This window comes from Noviherbaspirillum aerium (genome assembly GCF_008929045.1).
Lineage (GTDB): Bacteria > Pseudomonadota > Gammaproteobacteria > Burkholderiales > Burkholderiaceae_D > Noviherbaspirillum > Noviherbaspirillum aerium.
This window is the reverse complement of the sequence record NZ_VFAH01000037.1, coordinates 33,045-51,102: the sequence shown is the minus strand read 5'-3', so window position 1 is coordinate 51,102 and position 18,058 is coordinate 33,045. Positions and strand designations below refer to the sequence as shown.

13 protein-coding genes and 3 pseudogenes are annotated in these 18,058 nt (G+C 60.6%); 8 read left to right on the top strand and 8 right to left on the bottom strand.

Annotation, left to right across the window (positions count from 1 at the left end; genetic code table 11):
• Positions 1-1,165: 1,165 nt before the first annotated feature.
• The 3 genes from uvrA (at position 1,166) to FH061_RS28265 (ending at position 5,069) form a co-directional block, all read left to right on the top strand.
• Positions 1,166-3,727: an excinuclease ABC subunit UvrA gene (gene uvrA, locus FH061_RS28275; protein WP_151639173.1), complete on the top strand. Its 2,562-nt coding sequence runs from the start codon at positions 1,166-1,168 to the stop codon at positions 3,725-3,727.
• A 166-nt stretch (positions 3,728-3,893) separates the two neighbouring features.
• The gene (locus FH061_RS28270; RefSeq protein WP_151639172.1) at positions 3,894-4,715 is read left to right on the top strand and encodes a ParB N-terminal domain-containing protein; all 822 of its coding nucleotides are present in this window, start codon (positions 3,894-3,896) and stop codon (positions 4,713-4,715) included.
• 108 nt (positions 4,716-4,823) lie between these two features.
• Positions 4,824-5,069, top strand: a complete 246-nt coding sequence (locus tag FH061_RS28265; RefSeq protein WP_151639171.1) for a hypothetical protein — start codon at positions 4,824-4,826, stop codon at positions 5,067-5,069.
• A 482-nt stretch (positions 5,070-5,551) separates the two neighbouring features.
• Here the strand turns inward: FH061_RS28265 and FH061_RS28260 are convergent, their stop codons facing one another.
• Positions 5,552-5,929, bottom strand: a complete 378-nt coding sequence (locus FH061_RS28260; protein ID WP_151639170.1) for a hypothetical protein — start codon at positions 5,927-5,929, stop codon at positions 5,552-5,554.
• A gap of 188 nt (positions 5,930-6,117) precedes the next feature.
• On the opposite strand from FH061_RS28260, the gene FH061_RS28255 reads away from it, so the two are divergent.
• From FH061_RS28255 to FH061_RS28245, 3 genes are all read left to right on the top strand, one after another.
• The gene (locus tag FH061_RS28255; RefSeq protein ID WP_151639169.1) at positions 6,118-6,306 is read left to right on the top strand and encodes a hypothetical protein; all 189 of its coding nucleotides are present in this window, start codon (positions 6,118-6,120) and stop codon (positions 6,304-6,306) included.
• Positions 6,307-6,542: 236 nt separating this feature from the next.
• Positions 6,543-7,292 (top strand): ABC transporter substrate-binding protein, encoded by a 750-nt coding sequence (locus FH061_RS28250; RefSeq protein ID WP_151639168.1) that lies wholly within the window; start codon positions 6,543-6,545, stop codon positions 7,290-7,292.
• Between the two features lie 99 nt (positions 7,293-7,391).
• Complete coding sequence (locus FH061_RS28245) at positions 7,392-8,393, top strand: MBL fold metallo-hydrolase (protein ID WP_151639167.1); 1,002 nt, start codon at positions 7,392-7,394, stop codon at positions 8,391-8,393.
• Between the two features lie 132 nt (positions 8,394-8,525).
• Here FH061_RS28245 and FH061_RS28240 read toward each other — a convergent pair whose 3' ends face one another.
• Together FH061_RS28240 and FH061_RS28235 are read right to left on the bottom strand one after the other, a co-directional pair.
• Positions 8,526-10,127: a class I adenylate-forming enzyme family protein gene (locus FH061_RS28240; RefSeq protein WP_151639166.1), complete on the bottom strand. Its 1,602-nt coding sequence runs from the start codon at positions 10,125-10,127 to the stop codon at positions 8,526-8,528.
• Between the two features lie 41 nt (positions 10,128-10,168).
• Entirely contained in the window at positions 10,169-10,951 is a 783-nt protein-coding gene (locus tag FH061_RS28235) for an ABC transporter substrate-binding protein (protein ID WP_151639165.1), read from the bottom strand.
• Between the two features lie 31 nt (positions 10,952-10,982).
• Between FH061_RS28235 and FH061_RS28230 the strand changes: the two are divergent.
• Positions 10,983-11,795 (top strand): annotated as a pseudogene (locus FH061_RS28230) (acyl-CoA dehydrogenase); the annotation flags it as partial.
• Positions 11,796-11,997: 202 nt separating this feature from the next.
• Here the strand turns inward: FH061_RS28230 and FH061_RS28225 are convergent.
• Entirely contained in the window at positions 11,998-14,052 is a 2,055-nt protein-coding gene (locus tag FH061_RS28225) for an Ig-like domain-containing protein (protein ID WP_151639163.1), read from the bottom strand.
• Positions 14,053-14,337: 285 nt separating this feature from the next.
• Between FH061_RS28225 and FH061_RS28220 the strand changes: the two genes are divergently transcribed.
• Positions 14,338-15,003: a Crp/Fnr family transcriptional regulator gene (locus tag FH061_RS28220; protein ID WP_151639179.1), complete on the top strand. Its 666-nt coding sequence runs from the start codon at positions 14,338-14,340 to the stop codon at positions 15,001-15,003.
• On the opposite strand, the gene FH061_RS28215 is transcribed toward FH061_RS28220, so the two are convergent.
• The 4 genes and pseudogenes from FH061_RS28215 to FH061_RS31565 form a co-directional block, all read right to left on the bottom strand.
• Positions 14,954-16,534: an AMP-binding protein gene (locus FH061_RS28215; protein WP_192805305.1), complete on the bottom strand. Its 1,581-nt coding sequence runs from the start codon at positions 16,532-16,534 to the stop codon at positions 14,954-14,956. The two genes, FH061_RS28220 and FH061_RS28215, sit on opposite strands and share 50 nt — an antisense overlap.
• Before the next feature lie 121 nt (positions 16,535-16,655).
• Positions 16,656-17,212 (bottom strand): annotated as a pseudogene (locus FH061_RS31575) (AMP-binding enzyme); the annotation flags it as partial.
• A gap of 9 nt (positions 17,213-17,221) precedes the next feature.
• Positions 17,222-17,422, bottom strand: a pseudogene (locus FH061_RS31570) (ABC transporter substrate-binding protein); the annotation flags it as partial.
• The gene (locus FH061_RS31565) at positions 17,422-17,880 is read right to left on the bottom strand and encodes an ABC transporter substrate-binding protein (RefSeq protein WP_192805302.1); all 459 of its coding nucleotides are present in this window, start codon (positions 17,878-17,880) and stop codon (positions 17,422-17,424) included. The pseudogene FH061_RS31570 and the gene FH061_RS31565, both read right to left, overlap by 1 nt.
• Positions 17,881-18,058: the final 178 nt, after the last annotated feature.

The window sequence follows — 18,058 nt, the reverse complement described above, 5'->3', positions numbered from 1 at the left end:
CGCGGATCTCATCAAGGCTGCGGGCAGCGTATCGACATGGCCCAACAAGCTAGCCGTATACATGCATGCAGACCGCTTTTTCGTCATTCGAGGCCTTGCAAAAGGTGTCGGGTCCATACATGCAGTAAAAACGAAAGCACCCCATAAGAATTGGACGCGATAGAGCGCTGCTTGACTTGGCAATTGACTATCGCGTCAGAGAAAGCCGAACAGCGCTAAATAATCGAGAGATCATTGCCAACAGTAGGCGGCTAAAAGCATTGCACAAGACAGTTTATCGGACTTGGCACAGGCAACACCTGCACCATCGACATGTTCATTCAGGCATGTCAGCAAATTGATGTGTTGGTAATCTTTCTAACTGAGTCGGCGGAGCACTACCAATAACGCTACTTGGATTAGCTAGCGTACACAGAGGGCATAGGTTCCACTCTTCGAGTTAGTTTGCGCATGAATCGAACGTATTATTACTTGAGCAGTATTAAAGAATGTTTCTGATGGTATCTTTACATAACTTGTGAATAAGAAGGTAGTTTTACTTCAAGAATATTTCATTGAAATATCGTTCCTATTTGAACAAGTTTCTATAAAAATTAGTCCCTTACCTTGGGAAAAGAGAATAGAAATTCACTTCAGAGCGCTCCAGAAGCTGCATCGGTGTGGCAGCTCGTCTCCTGTCTGCACCATGCAGTGTTTGATAAGTGCCGCGAGCGGTTCGGTGTTGCGTTAAGTTAAAGAGCGGGAGCGCATGCTTCCCGACGTACGCCAAACCCCGCAGACGCGTCTCCGCCCCCGCCCAAGACAGCAGCTTGGCAAACACGGCCCGAGGCATAGCTCACTCCATTTTTGCCAGGACGGCCTGCCGACAACCTTGGAATGCAATGCGCAAGCTTAAGGCATGCCGTACGGAGAACCCCGCAAGCGGCGGGCAACGCTGCGATGCGCACCAGGCAGGCCGAGGCGAGGCGACCATACGCCCGCCATCTTCTCCCGTACTCGGTCGACAGTATCGATGCGAACTAATGCATTGCTTTCCCGGTCCTATTAATAATATTGCCATTCTTATATGAAAATGCACGCCTCGCTTGGGCCGTATCGCTCATCCGCGGATCCATCTGCTGCGGCGTCGAGCTCGCGCAAACCATCGGCATCGGGATTAACGTGAATGCGTAAAAAGGATAATCAACTTGACGTACCGCCTTCGGGAAGCGAGGTCACCGGCTTCGTCCATGTCCGCGGGGCTCGCGAACATAACCTCAAGGATATCGATCTCGACATTCCCAGAAACTCGCTCGTCGTCTTTACCGGCATTTCTGGTTCGGGCAAGTCGTCCCTGGCCTTCGGTACCCTTTACGCCGAAGCGCAAAGGCGTTACCTCGAATCCGTCTCGCCGTACGCCCGTCGGCTTTTCCATCAGATGCCTGTCCCGGAGGTCGACAGCATTGACGGACTGCCTCCCGCCATAGCCCTGCAGCAGCAACGCGGCGCTCCCACGACCCGGTCTTCCGTGGGCAGCGTCACCACCCTGTCGAACTCGCTGCGCATGCTGTACTCGCGCGCCGGCGACTATCCCAAGGGGCAAGAGCTCCTCTACGCTGAATCGTTTTCGCCGAATACGCCGGAAGGGGCCTGCCCGACCTGCCATGGCCTTGGCCGGGTGTATGAAGTCACGGAGAAATCGATGGTGCCGGACGATTCGCTGACCATACGCGAACGGGCGGTCGCGGCGTGGCCTACCGCCTGGCATGGCCAGAACCTGCGGGACATCCTGACCACCCTTGGCTTCGACATCGATCGCCCCTGGCGTGAACTGTCAAAAAAGGATCGTGACTGGATACTCTTCACGGAGGAACAGCCTGTCGTGCCGGTGTTTGCGGGGTTCAGCCTGGAGGAAGTGCGCCGCGCCCTGAAGCGCAAGGAAACGCCAAGTTACCAGGGGACCTTCACCGGCGCCAGAAAGTATGTGCTGGATACCTTCGCCAACACGGAAAGCCCCTCGATGAAGAAGCGGGTGTCTCAGTACATGGTGGGCAATGAGTGCCCCCTGTGCAAAGGCAAGCGGCTTCGGCCCGAATCGCTTTCCGTCACCTTCGCCGGATACGATATAGCGGAGTTTTCCAGAGTGCCGCTCAAGAATCTGGCTACGCTGCTCAGCGCGTACGCAGAGGGAAAAGCCCCGGGCTGGGAAAAAATGGCTGCAAGGAGCCCCGAAAAGGCGATTGTCACCCAGCGCATCGCGGCAGACCTTTGCGCCCGCCTTGCCGTCCTGCTTGCAATGGGACTGGGCTATCTGAATCTGGAAAGGAGCACGCCAACCCTGTCGCCTGGAGAATTGCAGCGCTTGCGGCTTGCGACCCAGGTGCACTCCAGTCTGTTCGGTGTGGTGTATGTGCTGGACGAACCCTCGGCCGGACTGCATCCGGCGGATACGCAGGCGCTGCTCGAAGCGCTCGACCGGTTGAAGCAAGCCGGAAATACCCTGTTCGTGGTGGAGCATGCACTCGGGGTCATCCGTCATGCCGACTGGATTGTCGATGTCGGGCCGGAGGCGGGCGAACGCGGCGGCCACATCCTGTACAGCGGCCCCCCGAAAGGTTTGGCGGAAATAGGTGCATCGCATACACGGCGGTATCTCTTCGGCGAAGACTCCCCTGCCCTGCGCGCAGTTCGCGCACCCGCGGGCTGGCTGCGGCTGTCCGGGGTGAGCCGCAACAATCTTGACAAGCTCGATGTCGCTTTTCCCCTGGGCGTCCTCACCAGCGTCAGCGGAGTTTCGGGCTCCGGCAAATCCAGTCTGGTCAGCCAGGTTCTGGTCGACCTGGTCGCCGCAGAGCTGGGACATGAAAGCATGCGCGAATCGGAAGAAAGCGATCCTTTGGAAGAGGCGCTTCCGGTCACCGCAGACGGCAAGATAACGGATGGCATGGACAGCATCAGGCGTCTGGTCAAGGTCGATCAGAAGCCCATCGGACGGACGCCCCGCTCCAATCTCGCGACCTATACCGGACTGTTCGATCATGTCCGCAAGCTATTCGCCTCGACACGCTCGGCACGCGCGCGTCACTATGACGCCGGCAGGTTTTCCTTCAACGTGGCAAAGGGACGATGCGACAACTGCGAAGGCGAAGGCTTCGTCATGGTCGAACTGCTTTTCCTGCCAAGCGTGTATGCGCCCTGTCCTGTCTGTCATGGAACGCGTTTCAATGCCAAGACGCTGGAAATCAAGTACCGCGACAAGAGCATTGCGGACGTCTTGGCGATGACGGTGGACGCGGCATACGATTTTTTTGCCGACGAATTGTCGATCCAGCGCCCCTTGAATACGCTGCGCGAAGTCGGACTGGGGTACTTGCGCCTTGGTCAGCCGGCCACCGAACTGTCGGGCGGAGAGGCCCAGCGCATCAAGCTCGCGACCGAACTGCAGCGTGCCTCGCGCGGCAATACGCTATATGTTCTGGACGAGCCTACGACCGGATTGCATCCGGCCGATGTCGACAAACTGATCCTCCAGCTCGACCGACTGGTGGAGTCCGGCAACACGGTAATCGTCGTCGAACACGATATGCGGGTACTTGCGGCGAGCGACTGGGTCATCGACATCGGCCCGGGTGCCGGCGATGAAGGCGGCAAGGTGGTCGCGGCAGGTCCGCCTGCAAAAGTCGCTGCGGCGCCGCGGAGCCGGACTGCTCCTTTTCTGAAAAGAGTGCTTCCGCATAGCCTGTCTTGAGAAGGTCCTGTTTTCTCCACTTCCGAATGCCTCCGGAACACCCGGCCAAACTATGTGACGGATTTGACAACGTTGCGCCAGCATCAATGAAGCGGGACCGCATTGAGCGCCCTCACCGGCTTTCGTTGTGTAAACTACTGCCACTATTTTCTATTTTGGCTTGTCCATGACGATTACGATCAGTGAAGAGCTGCGGGCCTATATCGACCCGCTGACTGAAAATGAATACGATGCGCTGGAACGCAGCCTGCTCGCCGAGGGATGCCGTGATGCGCTGGTGCTGTGGGGCGATCTGCTGGTGGATGGTCACAACCGATACGGGATATGCCAGAAGCATGGCATACCGTTCAACACGGTGCAGAGCAAGAACTTCAAGACCATGGAGGATGTGCACCTGTGGATGATCGACAATCATCTGGGGCGCAGAAGCGTATCCGATTTCCAGCGCGGCGTGCTTGCATTGCGAAAAAAGGAAATCCTTTCCGCCCGCCAGACGCCGGCGCATGTGCCCGAAGCACCGGAACCTGCGGAAGCGGCGCAGCCGGAAATTGCCGCACCGACCAAAGCCGGTCCGCCGTTGACCCGCGAGGCTGTCGCGCGCACCGCCCGAGTCAGCAGTGCAACACTGGGCCAGATCGAGAAGATACAGAAGACGGCCGCTCCTGAACTCGTCGGTGCGGTGAAGGCAGGGATCATTTCAATCAACGCAGCGGCTACGGTTGCTTCCCTGCCGGTTGAAAAGCAGGTCGAAGCGGTTGCCGGCGGCAAGAAGGAATTGCGCAAGACCGCCAGGCAAGTGCGTGAAGCGCGCCAGCCTGCGAGGCCGACGCCAGTGGCGGAGCCGCCTCCCGAAGACGCAACGCCGGACCAACTGGCCATCCATCGTCTGCAGCTATTGGTGGATGAACTGACCAAGGAACGCGACCAGCTCAAGCTGAAGGTGCAGCATCTGACCATCGCCCTCGCCGAGGTGCGTTCTGGAAAGTGATGCCAGCAATCCCGCAGCAGCAAGGATTTGACTGCACCGCACCGGAAACAAGGCGCCTCCTATACTGTATGCTACACGCCCACATCACTTTCCCTTGCAGCCATGGCAATGACATACGAAGACTATCTCGATGAAGTTACGACGCTCCTGACCGAGATGTACGATATGAGCGACGAAGATGCCATCAGCGAAGTCGTACGTGCGCAAGCGGCGGATTACTTCAGCTTGCACGACGATCGGCCCGAGATGCGAACCCAGGAGCGGGCGGTACAAGATGCAAAGACCCTCTACGAGCGGCGCAGCAAGGCTCGCTCCGCCACACCGCCTAAACGGCCCGGCAAGGCCAGGAAATAAAGACCTGCGCGGCCGCATGCGGATGCTGCATGGTCGTGCCGATCGTCTTTGCAGTGCAAATGTGCTTTGTGTACCGCTTGGTGTCGCTGGATGCCGCCTCTCATTTCGACAGGCGGCGTACGTATCCGCATGCCAGGAGGCTCTCCCGCGTTCCGCGTCAACGCCATCGGCGCTGAATCGACCAATGGGCCATCACCCTCATGAACAGATTCGTGCGGTCGGCTTTCCGGGGTTGAGCTGGCAACGCTTCTGCTTCACTGCACTTCAACGTCGATAAACTGGAGATGTCGGATCAGGCGTGGGACAGAAGGCAGGAATGTGCTTCTTATACCAATCTCAAGCCGCTCCATCGCATGAGCTCGCGTTTATTCTGCCTGACCGCACTGCACTCGTTATCCATACCCACGCCATGAACGGCTGATTTGCCACCTCGACCTTGCCTGACGCCCCGGTTTCATCTGTAATGGAATAACTCAGAATCGTTATATCCCGTCCGAACCGGTCTTGTTTTTTGCGGCGCGCTTCTTTTTACCAAACAACAGGTGCATGGCAAACACGTAGAGACCGGCCGCACCGCCAATGAAAGCGACAGCCATTGCGAACCTGCCTAGAAGCGTCAAATAATAACTGGCCGGATCGGAGTCTTTCAAAGCCCTGTCTGCCGCTTCCATCTGCTGCCGCTTTTCGGCCGCCAGCATTTCGCGCTTGCGCATCGTCGCTTCGCATTCTTGATTGCCGCCGCAGAAAGCCACGGCGCGTTCATTGGCAATGGCAGGCTCCTGCCCGCTGTCGGCCATGGCAGACGTTGCGAACAACACGGCATAACAGAGCACAACAAGCAAACGAACGATGATGGACATTATGGAATGAGAAAAGGCAGAGCGAGACTATACCGGCATTTTTGACAGATGGGCACTCTACCTAAAGATACGATTGGCCGCAGCGGCTGATCCGCGGGTGCAAGGTCCTCCGGCTTGCTTATGGCGAACAGGTTCTCTTGCATCACATGGAGTCCACGCCTGGCCCTGATCGCGAGGTTCAGGAATCCATGCTTGCTCCCAAGGTTTCCGAGCTGGAAGTCAACGATGACGAACCGTGCGAGAGCATTGAAGGCAACCAGCTCGCCGAGAGGAAGAAGCGCGGTTCCGAGCTCATCATCTGTAGGGCTTTACGACTTTACGATTTGCGCGACCCGCTGGAGAGACCGAGGCCGGATTTTTTCTTGCCCTCCCGTTAATCATGAACAAGACGGTTCGAAATCTACAATTGGGTTAGACTTTTGTTTAAAACAAGGCAACAGCTTGTTATGCCAACGAGCTGAGAAACCAGGAGACAATTGTGATAATTCCAACAACAAAGGCACCGGATCGATCTTCCAGAGCCGGCCGGCTTACCGACGGACGTCCAGTGAAACGAGCTGCCCGTGCAATAGGCGCATTTTCGCTTGCCGTCTTGCTCGCCGCGTGCAGTTCCATGCCTTCAGGTCCGGATTCCTCCAAGGCCGCAGCCGCCGAACTGGCGCCATCCGGAACGCTGCGCGCAGCGATCAATTTCGGCAATCCAATCCTGGCGGTTAAAGATCCGGCCACCGGACAAGCGCGCGGCGTTTCGGTGGATCTTGCGCAAGAACTGGGGAAAAGACTTGGCGTGCCGGTCGAACTGGTGACCTATTCGGCCGCGGGCAAGGTCGTGGAAGGAGCCAAGTCGAAGGAATGGGACATTGGATTCGTGGCGATCGATCCCAAGCGGGCAATGGACATGGACTATACGGATCCCTACGTGATCATCGAAGGCGCCTACATGGTGCCGCAAGCATCGCCGATCAAGAGTAATGCGGATGTCGACAGGGCCGGCACGCGTATCGTAGTCGGTGCCGGCAGCGCCTACGACCTTTATCTCTCGCGTGAAATCAAAAATGCCCAGATCGTACGGGCGCCGACCTCTCCACTGGTAGTGGATACGATGGTAAGGGATTCCCTGGAAGTGGCGGCCGGCGTCAAGCAGCAGCTTGAGGCCGATGGCAAGCGCATTCCCGGACTTCGGCTGCTTGATGGACGGTTCATGGTCATCAATCAGGCCATGGCCACGCCGAAGGGGCGTCCAGTCGGGGCAACATACCTCAGGCAGTTTATTGAAGAAATGAAGGCGTCGGGCTTTGTTGCCAACGCGTTGAGCAAGCATCGTATCGAAGGCGCTGCGGTTGCACCCACGGCGAGTCGCTAAACGACATGCATCCGGCAGACCTGACTGGCCGATATCTGCAGCTCAATATTTCCAGACTCTTTCCAGCCTTATCGTGTCACTTAACAACAGGGAGACTTTATGCGTCATCTGACTTGGCTTGCCGCCTGGGCGGCCTTAAGCACGACCGTAGCTTGTTCAACACAGCCACAGGCACCAGCCCAGAACTCGAACCAGGCGCGCCCGGCAACCGTGAAGGTGACGCCGCTTGGCGGCATTGACGGCGAATTCTGTGCGCAGGACCGGGCTCTCGTCTTCGAGGACCCCAACGGAACACGCATTCTCTACGACCCGGGCCGCACCGTCGCCGGCGCGGACGATCCCCGCCTGGGCAAGATCGACATCATCCTCGTCAGCCACATGCACGGCGACCACGTCGGGAATGCGCATGCCAAGGCGCCGAACTCGGGAAGCTGCGCAGCTCCCGACATGTCAGTGTCGGCCATGCCGAATTCGAGCGCGGTCAATATTGCGCTGGCCAAGAAAGCGAAGATCGTCACCGGCAGCGAAATGCCGCCCTTCTTTGCCGAAAAGCTCAAGGCCAATGGCGGTGATCCCGCCAATTCGGTACTGGCCCGGTTTGGCGGCAGCGTCACCATCAATGGCGTGCGCATCGCCACCGTGGCGGCACTGCATAGCAATGGGCTGGATCCCGACTACTTTGGCGGCGTCATCGGCAAGGCCATGAAGGAAGCCGGGATCGCTGGCGCCGTGGGGCCGGCAACCGGCTATATCCTGAAGTTCAGCAACGGGCTTGTCACCTATCTCTCTGGAGATACCGGCATCATGGCGGACCAGGAGCTGGTCGTTCGCAATCACTATAACGCCAAGCTGGCGGTCATGAACATCGGCGACGGCTTCACGACGGGTCCGGGCGAAGCTTCCTATGTGATCAACAACCTGGTCAAGCCCGCTGCGGTGATTGCCTCGCACGCCAACGAAGTCGGGACAGTGGGCGGCAAAGTGCGTGCCGGCAGCAAAACCGAAACGTTCATGAAGGCCGTCAAGGTGCCGGTGCATATCCCGCTATCGGGAAAGACCATGGAGTTCGACGCGGCAGCCAATTGCACCGCGGGTTGCTGATCGGGTGCATCGCACTGGAACGGTTTCACCCCGGCCGGAGTACGCCTAACAGCCATTCTCCGGCCGCGACCTTGATCAGTCGGGATGCACCATGCCGGGTGTTTCCTGCCCTGCCATCGCCGCGCGTCGAGATTACGCGTCAGGCGGCACTATCCTGTCGCGGAGTTCGCGCTTGAGCAGTTTGCCATTCGGATTGCGCGGCAAGGCTTCCGACTGGATCGTGAAGCTTTCCGGAACCTTGTAATCGGCCAGACGCTGTGCGCAGAATGACGCCAGTTCCCGTTCACTGACCGCGGAGGCTATGGATACGAAGACATGGACACGTTCCCCGAGAACGGGGCAAGGCTTGCCGACAACCGCAGCTTCGATGACTGCGGGATGGGCAACCAGCACGTTCTCCACCTCGACGCTATAGATCTTGTAGCCGCCGCGATTGAGCATGTCCTTCCGTCGGTCGAATACCGACAGGTATCCATCCCTGTCCAGGCTGCCGATATCGCCGCTATGCCAGAAGCCGCCGGTGAAATTCGACGCGGTCGCGGCCGGATTGTCCCAATAGCCCTTGACAACCATCGGGCCGCGCAGCCAGACTTCTCCGGCCTCTCCGCACGGCAGTTCCCGGCCGGCTTCATCGACGATCAGGATCTCTCCGCATGGCACCGCCTTCCCCACGCTTTCGCCGCGCGTGCCGGCATCGCCGGGCAAGGTCATGGTCGCGGGCGAGGTCGTCTCGGTCGCGCCATAGGCATTGATCAGGGTGAGATCCGGGAATGCCTGCGCCATCGACCGAATCGTTGCCAGCGGCATCGGTGCGCCGCCATAGCCGCCGATTCTCCATGCCGACAGGTCATGCCTGCCGATGTCTTCCTGCATCAGGCACAGGTTGTACATCGCCGGCACCATGATGGTCATGGACATGCGCTCCTGCGAAGCAAGCTGCAGGAAATCCGGCGCGCGGAATTCCGGCACCACGATCAGCGCGCCGCCGCAGCGTACCGTGGCCAGCATCAGCGCCACGAGGCCGGTGACATGGCTGAGCGGCACTACCACCGCCGCCCGGTCCTGCGCATTCAGCCCCATCACAAGTTCGTAATGCATGGCCGAGTGGACAATGTTGAAATGGGTCAGCATCGCCCCCTTGGGCTTGCCGGTCGTGCCGGAGGTGTAGAGAATTGCCGCGACGTCCTCTTCCTCCACCGATGCCGCATTGTCCAGGGGAATGGAACGCAGCAAACCGGAAAAATCTTCCGAGCCCGCGAACGGGTCGGCGGCAATGCGCAGCCGGACCGCGGGCGCATGGGTGGCGGCGGGCAGCAGGCCGCCCAGCGCGCCATCGTGGACGACCGCCACCGCGCCGCAATGATTGAACAGATAGGTCAGGCCCGGCGTCTTTTCCCGCGTGCTGACAGGCACGATGATCGCCCCGATCGCCATTACCCCGAGTGCGGCGATGACGAATTCCGTCCGGTTGCCAAGCAGCAGGACCACGCGCTCGCCCTGGCGGACGCCTCGTTCCTTCAGGCCCGCGCCGAAGCGCATCGCGGCATCATGCAACTCGTCCCAGGTCATGCGTGTTGATCCACAGACGAGCGCTTCCTGCCCGCCCCGGCGCTTTACCGTTTCCCTGAACATGGCATGCACGCTCCCGGGCCGGTCGCTGAAGCAGCGGACCACACGGTCGCCGAAATGGGATTCGAGCCGCATTGCAAACGCTGCGCTGTCTTCGGGAATCATCGTTGCTCCTTGCTGGAACGTGTTGCCGCCTGTGCCCGCGCCTATGATCGCGCCGGCCGTTTCATCTGGCAGGAAGTCGGTTGCGCGGCAACATAGGCATCGATCTTTTTCACGGTCTTCCATTCGAAGCCGGTATTTTCCATATCGTATTTCACGTCCTTGCCATTGACCTTGTCCCAGCTCAGCAGGTAAAGGGGCTGCTGCACCTGGTGGTCTTCCTTGCGCATCTCGATCTGGCCGACCGGTCCGTCTATCTTCATGCCTTCCAGCGCAAACGCCACCTTGACCGGATCGACGGATTTCGTGTTGCGAATGGCCTGGCCCATCATCGTGAAAATGGTCCGGCTGGACATGATGAAGAAATCTTCGTTGTGTTTCTTCTTGTAGGCATCGACATAGTCGACGCCCTGGAAACCTTCATTGTTCGCATGCCAGGGGAAGATGCTGAACAGGCGGCCGACGCCGGATTCCCCGACCGGGGTAGGCGCGCCGTACTGGATCGCGGAGAAGGCATGCAATGGCGTATTCAGTCCCGCTTCCTTGGCGGCCTTGACCAGCAGCGTGAAGTCGGGACCCCAGTTTCCCATCAGCACCACGTCCGCGCCGGACGCCTTGATCTTGGCGATATACGGCGAGAAATCCTTCACCTGGCCGATCGGATGGAGGTCGTCTCCGACAATGGTGATGCCCGGCCGCTTCTTGGCCAGGTACTCCCGCGCCGACTTGCGGATCTGCTGGCCGTAGGCGTAGTTCTGGGCGATGATGCAGACCTTCTTGATCGACATGTCCTTCGCCAGGTGGGTGGTCAGCGCTTCGAGCTTCATGTCGGAATTGTCGAGAAAACGGAAGTGCCAGAAGCTGCCCTATGTGGTCGACCGCGCCGCGAACGCCTTCTTCTCCCTGGCCGCGAATGCGCTGGCCGGCTATCCAATGATCGCCGCCGCCAATGCCAGCCTGCTGATGGCGCATGGCAGCGCAGTGCGGAAACAGGTGTTTGCGGGCAGCATCCATGCCGGCCGCGCGCTCGGCACCATGTGCCTGTCCGAACCGCAGGCCGGCTCCAGCCTGTCCGACATCGCCACCCGCGCCATGCCGAATGGAGAGGGCTTCGCCGGCGATCCGCTCGGGCCCCGATACCGGCTGCGCGGCACCAAGATGTGGATATCGGCCGGCGAACATGAACTCAGCGACAACATCAGCCACCCCGTGCTGGCCAAGGCGCCCGACGAAGACGGCGTGATCCGCCCGGGAACGCGCGGCATTTCCCTGTTCATCGTGCCGCGCCACCTGGTCGGCGCCGACGGGACCCGCACCGGCACGCGCAACGATGTCGTGCTTGCCGGACTGAACCACAAGCTCGGCAACCGCGGCACCGTCAACACCCTGCTCAACTTCGGGGAAGGCCGGCATCTGGACGGGGGCGGCGCGGTCGCCTACCTGGTCGGCAAGGTCGGGCAAGGGCTGCAGCTGATGTTCCACATGATGAACGAGATGCGCATCGAAGTCGGCATGGGCGCGGCGATGCTCGGCATGGCCGGCTATCTCGCATCCCTCGACTATGCCCGGCAGAGACCGCAGGGACGGCCCATCGGGCCGTCCGGCAAGGATGCGTCCCGGCCGCCGGTGAGCATCATCCGGCATGCCGACGTGCGCCGCATGCTGCTGGCCAGCGACGCCGGCAAGCATATCTCGGGGACGTTCCTGCCGGTGGATGGAGGCGCGTTGGCCGTGGTGGCCGGATGAGCGGAACATACTGAAGAAGCAAACTCACGAATAAAAACGCCGGCAATGCGATTGCCGGCGTTTTTCGTGAAAGGCCGGCTCAAGCTGCCCGGCCGTTTGAACGGTCGACGTTCAAAGGATCAATGCATCAACCGAGAATGATCTCCGTGGTGTGCAAGAGACTGCTGCCGGTAATCTTCACGGTCGTTCCGTTGCTGTTGTTTTCAGCATTGTTATGGCCTGCGGAACCGCCGGGCGCCAAGTCATCGCCATTGCCCCACCCATTGTTGCCCTTCGGGCCGCCATTGCCGCCGTTGCCGCCGTTACCGTTATTGCCGTTATTGCCGTTATTGCCGTTATTGCCGTTATTTCCATTGTTGCCATTGTTTCCGTTGGCAGGATTGCCTTGCGGAGTCTCCGGCACAACCACTGCCGAACCGACGCCATTGACGCGGAACGTTACCACGGCGGTATCGGACGCCTGGTGCGAATCCGTCATCATGTAGACAAATGACAGATCCCTGAAATCACCGGCGTCGAGCGCGTTGAAGGCGCCCTTCGCATCATAGGTCCATTCGCCGTCTCCACCCAGTTTCAGCTCGCCGGGGCCGGTGAATTCCACGAGCGTCCAGAGATGAGAATCGCTCGCGTCCACATCGCTGTCGTTGGCTGTGACATTACCCTTCAGAACTTCGTTTTCATTGATGGCGCCGCCGTCATCATCCTTAGCCACCGGACCGTCGTTCTTGCCGAGCACGGTAAGGGAAACCACTGCCGTGTCCGATGCCAGGTGATTGTCGGTCATCGTGTAGGCGAACGAGACAGTCGCCGATTCGCCGGCGCCGAGGTAATCATAGAAGCTACCCGCGTCGTAAGACCAGCTGCCGTTTTCGTTGAATACCAGCGAGCCGTCGCCCTTGAGCGCATCTGCGGTATAGATGTGGTGATCCAGGCGGTCGACGTCGCTGTCGTTCGCACTGACATCGCCCTCCAGCTTCCCGCCCTGCACGACCGGGCCGGCGATGTCATCGGTGGCATCGGGGCCGTCATTGCTGCCCATCACGGTGAAGCTCACCTTCGCCGTGTCCGATGCCTGGTGATTGTCGGTCATCGTATAGAGGAATGACAGGTCCAGGGTCTCGCCTTCGCTGAGGTAATCGAGCGCGCCGCTGGCATCGTAGGACCATGCGCCGTCGCGATCGAAGGCGAGCGCGCCGGGGCCGTTGAATGTGCCATGGTCAAGGCTCCAGGCATGCGTGTCGAGACGGTCCACATCACTGTCGTTGGCACCGACCTTGCCTGCCAGGACGCCGTTCTCGTCCACGCTGCCGGCCTGGTCGTCTTCCGCGACGGGGCCATCGTTTTCACCGACGACGGTCACGTTGAAGAATGCGGAATCCGAACTGGTTTGACCGCTGCTGGACGAAGTGAGCTTGTAGGAAAATTTATAGGTCAGGGTTTCACCGGAAGACAGCCCCCTTGCGGCGGTGGCATCCAGGCTGTAGGAACCGTCCGCATTGATTGTCAGCGTGGCGCCCGCGGCGTTATTCAGCATCAGCGCCTGCCCCAGCAGGCCGTCGCTCCAGCCGCTGATCCGTGCATTCTGCAGCGCATGGCCGTCGTTGTTCAGCAGATTGCCCGACACGGACATGGCACCGGCCACGGTGGCGCTGTCGTTGACCGCATCGACGGCGAAGCCAGTGGTTTCGAGCAGCTTGGACGATTCGGCACGTGCGCCGGAGACGGTTCCCACCGATGTCAGGCGAACGCCGAAATCGACATTGGCGAAATCGTCGAGCGTCAGCGAGCGGCTCGAGCTCTTGAGGGTGAAGCCGAAGGAACGGATGTCGTCGCTGCCGAGTCCGGCCGAACCGATGACGATGCCGGCGTCAAACCCGCCGTCGCCGTTGCTGCTCACCAGCCCGTTCATGTTTGCGCCGTTGCCGAGATCCTTGATGGAGTCGTCGCCGGCTTTCAGTGAACTGGAGGCAGTCTGTTCGCTGATGGACAATGATCTGGCAAGCGCGCCGTCGGCCAGCGTATTGAGATCGAAGAACAGGCCGCGCAGGTCGCCGACGATGGCGCCTTGCTGGGTGACGCTGAACTTCAACGCGCCGTCGGCTTCGGTGATGGTGATGAAAACTTGCGGATTGACGGATCCGGTGGACGAATCATTGACTTGAAAGGTCATCGAACGTGACATTTTACTAACTCCCTTTGATCGCTATGTTGGCTTCAACAGGCAGATCGTTTTTTGGGATCGAACCTTTCATGTACGCAGCCCATTATCTCCATCGTTGTATTTCATTGCGAACGGTAAATATTTGTAACCGTAAACAAGTTTACGTCTGTAAGATTTGCGTGGTGCAAACTGGCTTTGCCTCCCGATGCGGCGGCAAACGCAGCCACGATTTCTTCGGCTTGCTTCCATCGCGGGCATGACGCATGGCCGTGACGGAATGCGAAGTTTATTGATTGGCAACATCTCATGGCTCGCCCCACACTCGCCACGCTCAGGTCCGTCAATTCGCTCTCCCAGCTGCCGCTGCATGAACTGGAGGCACTGCTCGCCGTTGTCCGGTGGCGTTCCTGCGAGGCCGGCGACGTGATTCCGAATGCATGCACAGGTCCGGGGCCGGTGCTTTTCATCCTGTCGGGATACGTCAAGATCGTGCGCGGCGGAACGCACCGGCAGGCCGCGCCGGCGCGGCAGCCGCTGGACCGGCGCACGCGCCCGCGCCATGAGGTGATGGTGGCCCTGCTGAGTCCGGGGAATATGCTGGGCGAAGCCGCAGCGATGCTCGGCGTCGAGGATACGTCCTCCTACATCGGGCTGACTCCCTGCCAGATGGTCGAGGTTCCGCGCGAGAAATTCCATTCGTACATGCACACCTATCCTGCGTTTTCAGCTGCGGTGGCCGCGCATGTCGCGCGGCGCCAGCTGCACGCCGAACAGCAGCTCGAACTGATGCGGGGCGATCTCGAGGGACGCATCCATGCCTTGCTCAGGCATTGCCGCATGCTGGGCCTGGACACCGCAAAGTGGCTGAGCAATGCGGAAATCGCCCGCATGGTCGGCGCCACGAGAGTCGCGGTCAGCCAGGTCATGGGGCGCATTCAGCACCAGGACACTGTCTGCGCCGAAACGACATGACCCTCTTTCGACGCCGGCGTGGCATGTCCGTACGGTGATCAGCCACAGGCTGCCCTCTTGAAAAAACGCCCGCCGGAGCGGGCGAACGCCGGCTGCGGGGCAGCGCCTCCATGAAGTCGATGCTGCGCGGGCACTTGTAATGGGCAAGCCGCTCGCGGCAGAAATCGATGATGTCCTGCTCCTTCGCCTGCCCCTGCATGCCGGGCCGCAGCACGATGCAAGCCTTCACGCATTCTCCCCATTTATCGTCGGGCACGGCGATCACCGCGCAATCGAGCACCGCCGGATGCTGCACCACCACGTTCTCCACCTCGACCGGATAAATGTTCTCGCCGCCGGAGATGATCATGTCCTTGATGTAGAGATAGCCATCGCGCAGGTAGCCGGCGTCGCCGCTGCGGAACCAGCCTATGCCATCCTGCTTGCCCTCCGGGTAAGCCTCCCGGGTTGCCTTCTCGTTGCGCCAGTAGCCGATCATGTTCTGCGGCGCGCGGATCCAAACCTCGCCGATCTCGCCTTCCGGCAGATCGCGCCCGGCGGCATCGACGATGCGCAGGCCGGTGCCCGGGCAGGGCTTGCCAGCGGCACGCAGCAGGTGCGCGCGCGGGCCGCCGGGATCGTCATCCTCCGGCAGCTGCGCCACGATGGTGCCCGTGGTTTCGGTCAGGCCGTAATTCTGGATGAAATCGCATTTGAAGATCCGCATCGCTTCGGTCAGCACGGTCTCGGTGATCGGCGCCGCGCCGTAGCCCATCACCCGCAGCGAGGAAAAATCGGCCTGGTCGACGCCCGGCACCTGCAGCAGCAGATGGATCATCGCCGGCACCATGAAGGTATGCGTGACGCGATGCCGGGAGAGCGCCTCGATGACGCGCGGCGGATCGAACTCGGGATGGGACACCGTCATGCTGCCCGCGTACAGGGCGACGAAGGACATGCCAAGCCCGCCGATATGGAAGGTCGGCGCGGCATTGAAGGTGACGGTTTCGGAAAGGGAATAGCCGTAGGCGCTGCCGATGGTTTCGCAGACGCCGATCCGGTTGCGGTGCGACAGTTCCACGCCCTTGGGCAGGCCGGTGGTTGCTGGCGAATACAGCTGGAGCGCGGTATCGCCGGATGCGGCGGAGTGGCCGGGGTCGCTGTCGGGCGAAGCGGCGCACCAGCCTTCCATGCCCTCTGCTCCGGGTGCGGCCTGGGTGCCGACGACGGCCAGCAGCCGCGGCAGTTCCAGCGGCGCCAGCACGGGCAGGAAATCCGCATCGGCCATCATGAAGCGGGCTTCGCCGTGATAGACCGCGCCGATCTTGTTCGCCGCCAGCACGAGAATCGTGCATTCGGCGATATGGCGGGTCAGGCAGGCAACCCGCTCTCCCGGCTGTATGCCCAGCGCCCGCAGCGCATTGGCAAGGCGATTGGCGGTCGTATCGACGTCGGCGTAGGTCCAGGTGCGGGCGGGCGCGACATAAGCCGGGTGCGCAGGCCGCGCACGGGCCCGTGCCTGTATCGCACCGTGGAAGCTGGCATGCTCCATGTCTGTCTCCATTGGAATCGGATCATTGCGGGACGGGCCGGTGATGCGGTCACCCGCCGTCCTTGTCGTTGTTGCCTACATTTGCCTGCGTTCGCCTGAATTCCCCCGCGCGGGCGCCTGCTCAAGCCGTCGGCAGCCGGTAGTCGCGGTACTGGTCGCGCAGCCTGGTCTTGAGCAGCTTGCCGGTCGCGGTGTGCTGCAACTGGTCGACGAACACCACGTCGTCCGGCACCCGCCACTTGGCGACGCGCTCGCCGAGGTAACCAAGCAGCTCGTCGCGCGTCACCTGCTGGCCCGGCCGCCTGACCGCCAGCAGCAGCGGCCGCTCCTGCCATTTCGGATGCGCGACGCCGATGATCGCCGCTTCCACCACGGCCGGATGGGCGATGGCGGCGTTTTCCAGGTCGATCGATGAAATCCATTCGCCGCCGGACTTATCACGTCCTTGGCGCGGTCCACCAGCTGGACATAGCCGTCGGGATCGATGGTAGCCACGTCGCCGGTCGGGAACCAGCCGTCGGCATCGAGTACCTGGCCGCCCTCCCCCTTGAAGTAGCCGCTCGCGATCCAGGGGCCGCGCACATGAAGATGTCCGTAGGCCTTGCCGTTGTGCGGCAGTTCGCTACCGTCGTCGCCGACGATCTTCAGGCCGACGCCCCATACCGCGCCCGAGGCCTTGATCTTGGCGACATAGGGAGAAAAGTCCTTCACCTTGCCGAAGGGATGCAGGTCCTTGCCGACAATCTGGACATCCGGCCGCTTCTTCGGCAGCGTGGCCGTGACCGCCTTGGCCAGCTGCTGCCCGTGCGCGTAATCCTGCCCGAGCACGAATACCTTCTTGATGGCCTGGTCCTTGGCCATGTAATTCGTGAGCGCCTCGACCTTCATCAGGTTGTGGGCATCGAAGCTGTAGTACCGGAAACTGCATTTCGAATTGGTGAGCTCGGGTCGTTCGATGCATAGTTCAGGAACAGCACCGACTTGCCGGGATTGCGCTCGTTCCACTTGTTGACCGCGTCGATGAGCGCACCGGCGGCGCCCGAGCCCTGCCCCTGCACGATGAAGCGGATGCCGCTGTCCGTCACCTTCTTGAACAGGGCCAGCGATTCTTCTGGACTGGCCTTGTTATCCATCGGAACGATTTCCAGCTTTTGCCCGCCGAGAACGCCGCCCGTGGCGTTGACGTCTTCGGTCGCGGCAACGAAGCTCTTGTAGCCGAAGTCGCCGATGCTTGCAAATGCGCCGGAAAGCGGATCGATGTACGCAATCTTCACCTGGGCGGCGGCGCTGAGCGTGCCGCCAAGGGCCGCGGTCGCGGCGAGCATGAGGACGAAAGCTTTCAGCATGATGGTTGCTCCTCCATGATGGTTATTTCTGCCTGCGCGGCTTTCCGGCGCAGGCGGGCCGGTTATTTCCCATGCGGCCATTATGGAACCCGGGCTTCGCCCGGGCCTCGTCGGAAGGGACAATTTTCGGAACAGCTTTCCCTGATGAAAAATGCTTCTGCGCGCGGTTCCCGGTTCC

Excerpts from the sequence above, each read along its gene's own strand:
- FH061_RS28220 (WP_151639179.1), top strand. The coding sequence starts at position 14,338 with ATGGCTCGCCCCACACTCGCCACGCTCAGGTCCGTCAATTCGCTCTCC.
- FH061_RS28270 (WP_151639172.1), top strand. The coding sequence starts at position 3,894 with ATGACGATTACGATCAGTGAAGAGCTGCGGGCCTATATCGACCCGCTG.
- FH061_RS28255 (WP_151639169.1), top strand. The coding sequence starts at position 6,118 with ATGCTTGCTCCCAAGGTTTCCGAGCTGGAAGTCAACGATGACGAACCG.
- FH061_RS28225 (WP_151639163.1), bottom strand. The coding sequence starts at position 14,052 with ATGTCACGTTCGATGACCTTTCAAGTCAATGATTCGTCCACCGGATCC.
- FH061_RS28240 (WP_151639166.1), bottom strand. The coding sequence starts at position 10,127 with ATGATTCCCGAAGACAGCGCAGCGTTTGCAATGCGGCTCGAATCCCAT.
- FH061_RS28265 (WP_151639171.1), top strand. The coding sequence starts at position 4,824 with ATGACATACGAAGACTATCTCGATGAAGTTACGACGCTCCTGACCGAG.
- uvrA (WP_151639173.1), top strand. The coding sequence starts at position 1,166 with ATGCGTAAAAAGGATAATCAACTTGACGTACCGCCTTCGGGAAGCGAG.
- FH061_RS28235 (WP_151639165.1), bottom strand. The coding sequence starts at position 10,951 with ATGAAGCTCGAAGCGCTGACCACCCACCTGGCGAAGGACATGTCGATC.
- FH061_RS28245 (WP_151639167.1), top strand. The coding sequence starts at position 7,392 with ATGCGTCATCTGACTTGGCTTGCCGCCTGGGCGGCCTTAAGCACGACC.
- FH061_RS28215 (WP_192805305.1), bottom strand. The coding sequence starts at position 16,534 with ATGGAGCATGCCAGCTTCCACGGTGCGATACAGGCACGGGCCCGTGCG.
- FH061_RS28260 (WP_151639170.1), bottom strand. The coding sequence starts at position 5,929 with ATGTCCATCATCGTTCGTTTGCTTGTTGTGCTCTGTTATGCCGTGTTG.
- FH061_RS28250 (WP_151639168.1), top strand. The coding sequence starts at position 6,543 with ATGCCTTCAGGTCCGGATTCCTCCAAGGCCGCAGCCGCCGAACTGGCG.
- FH061_RS31565 (WP_192805302.1), bottom strand. The coding sequence starts at position 17,880 with ATGCTGAAAGCTTTCGTCCTCATGCTCGCCGCGACCGCGGCCCTTGGC.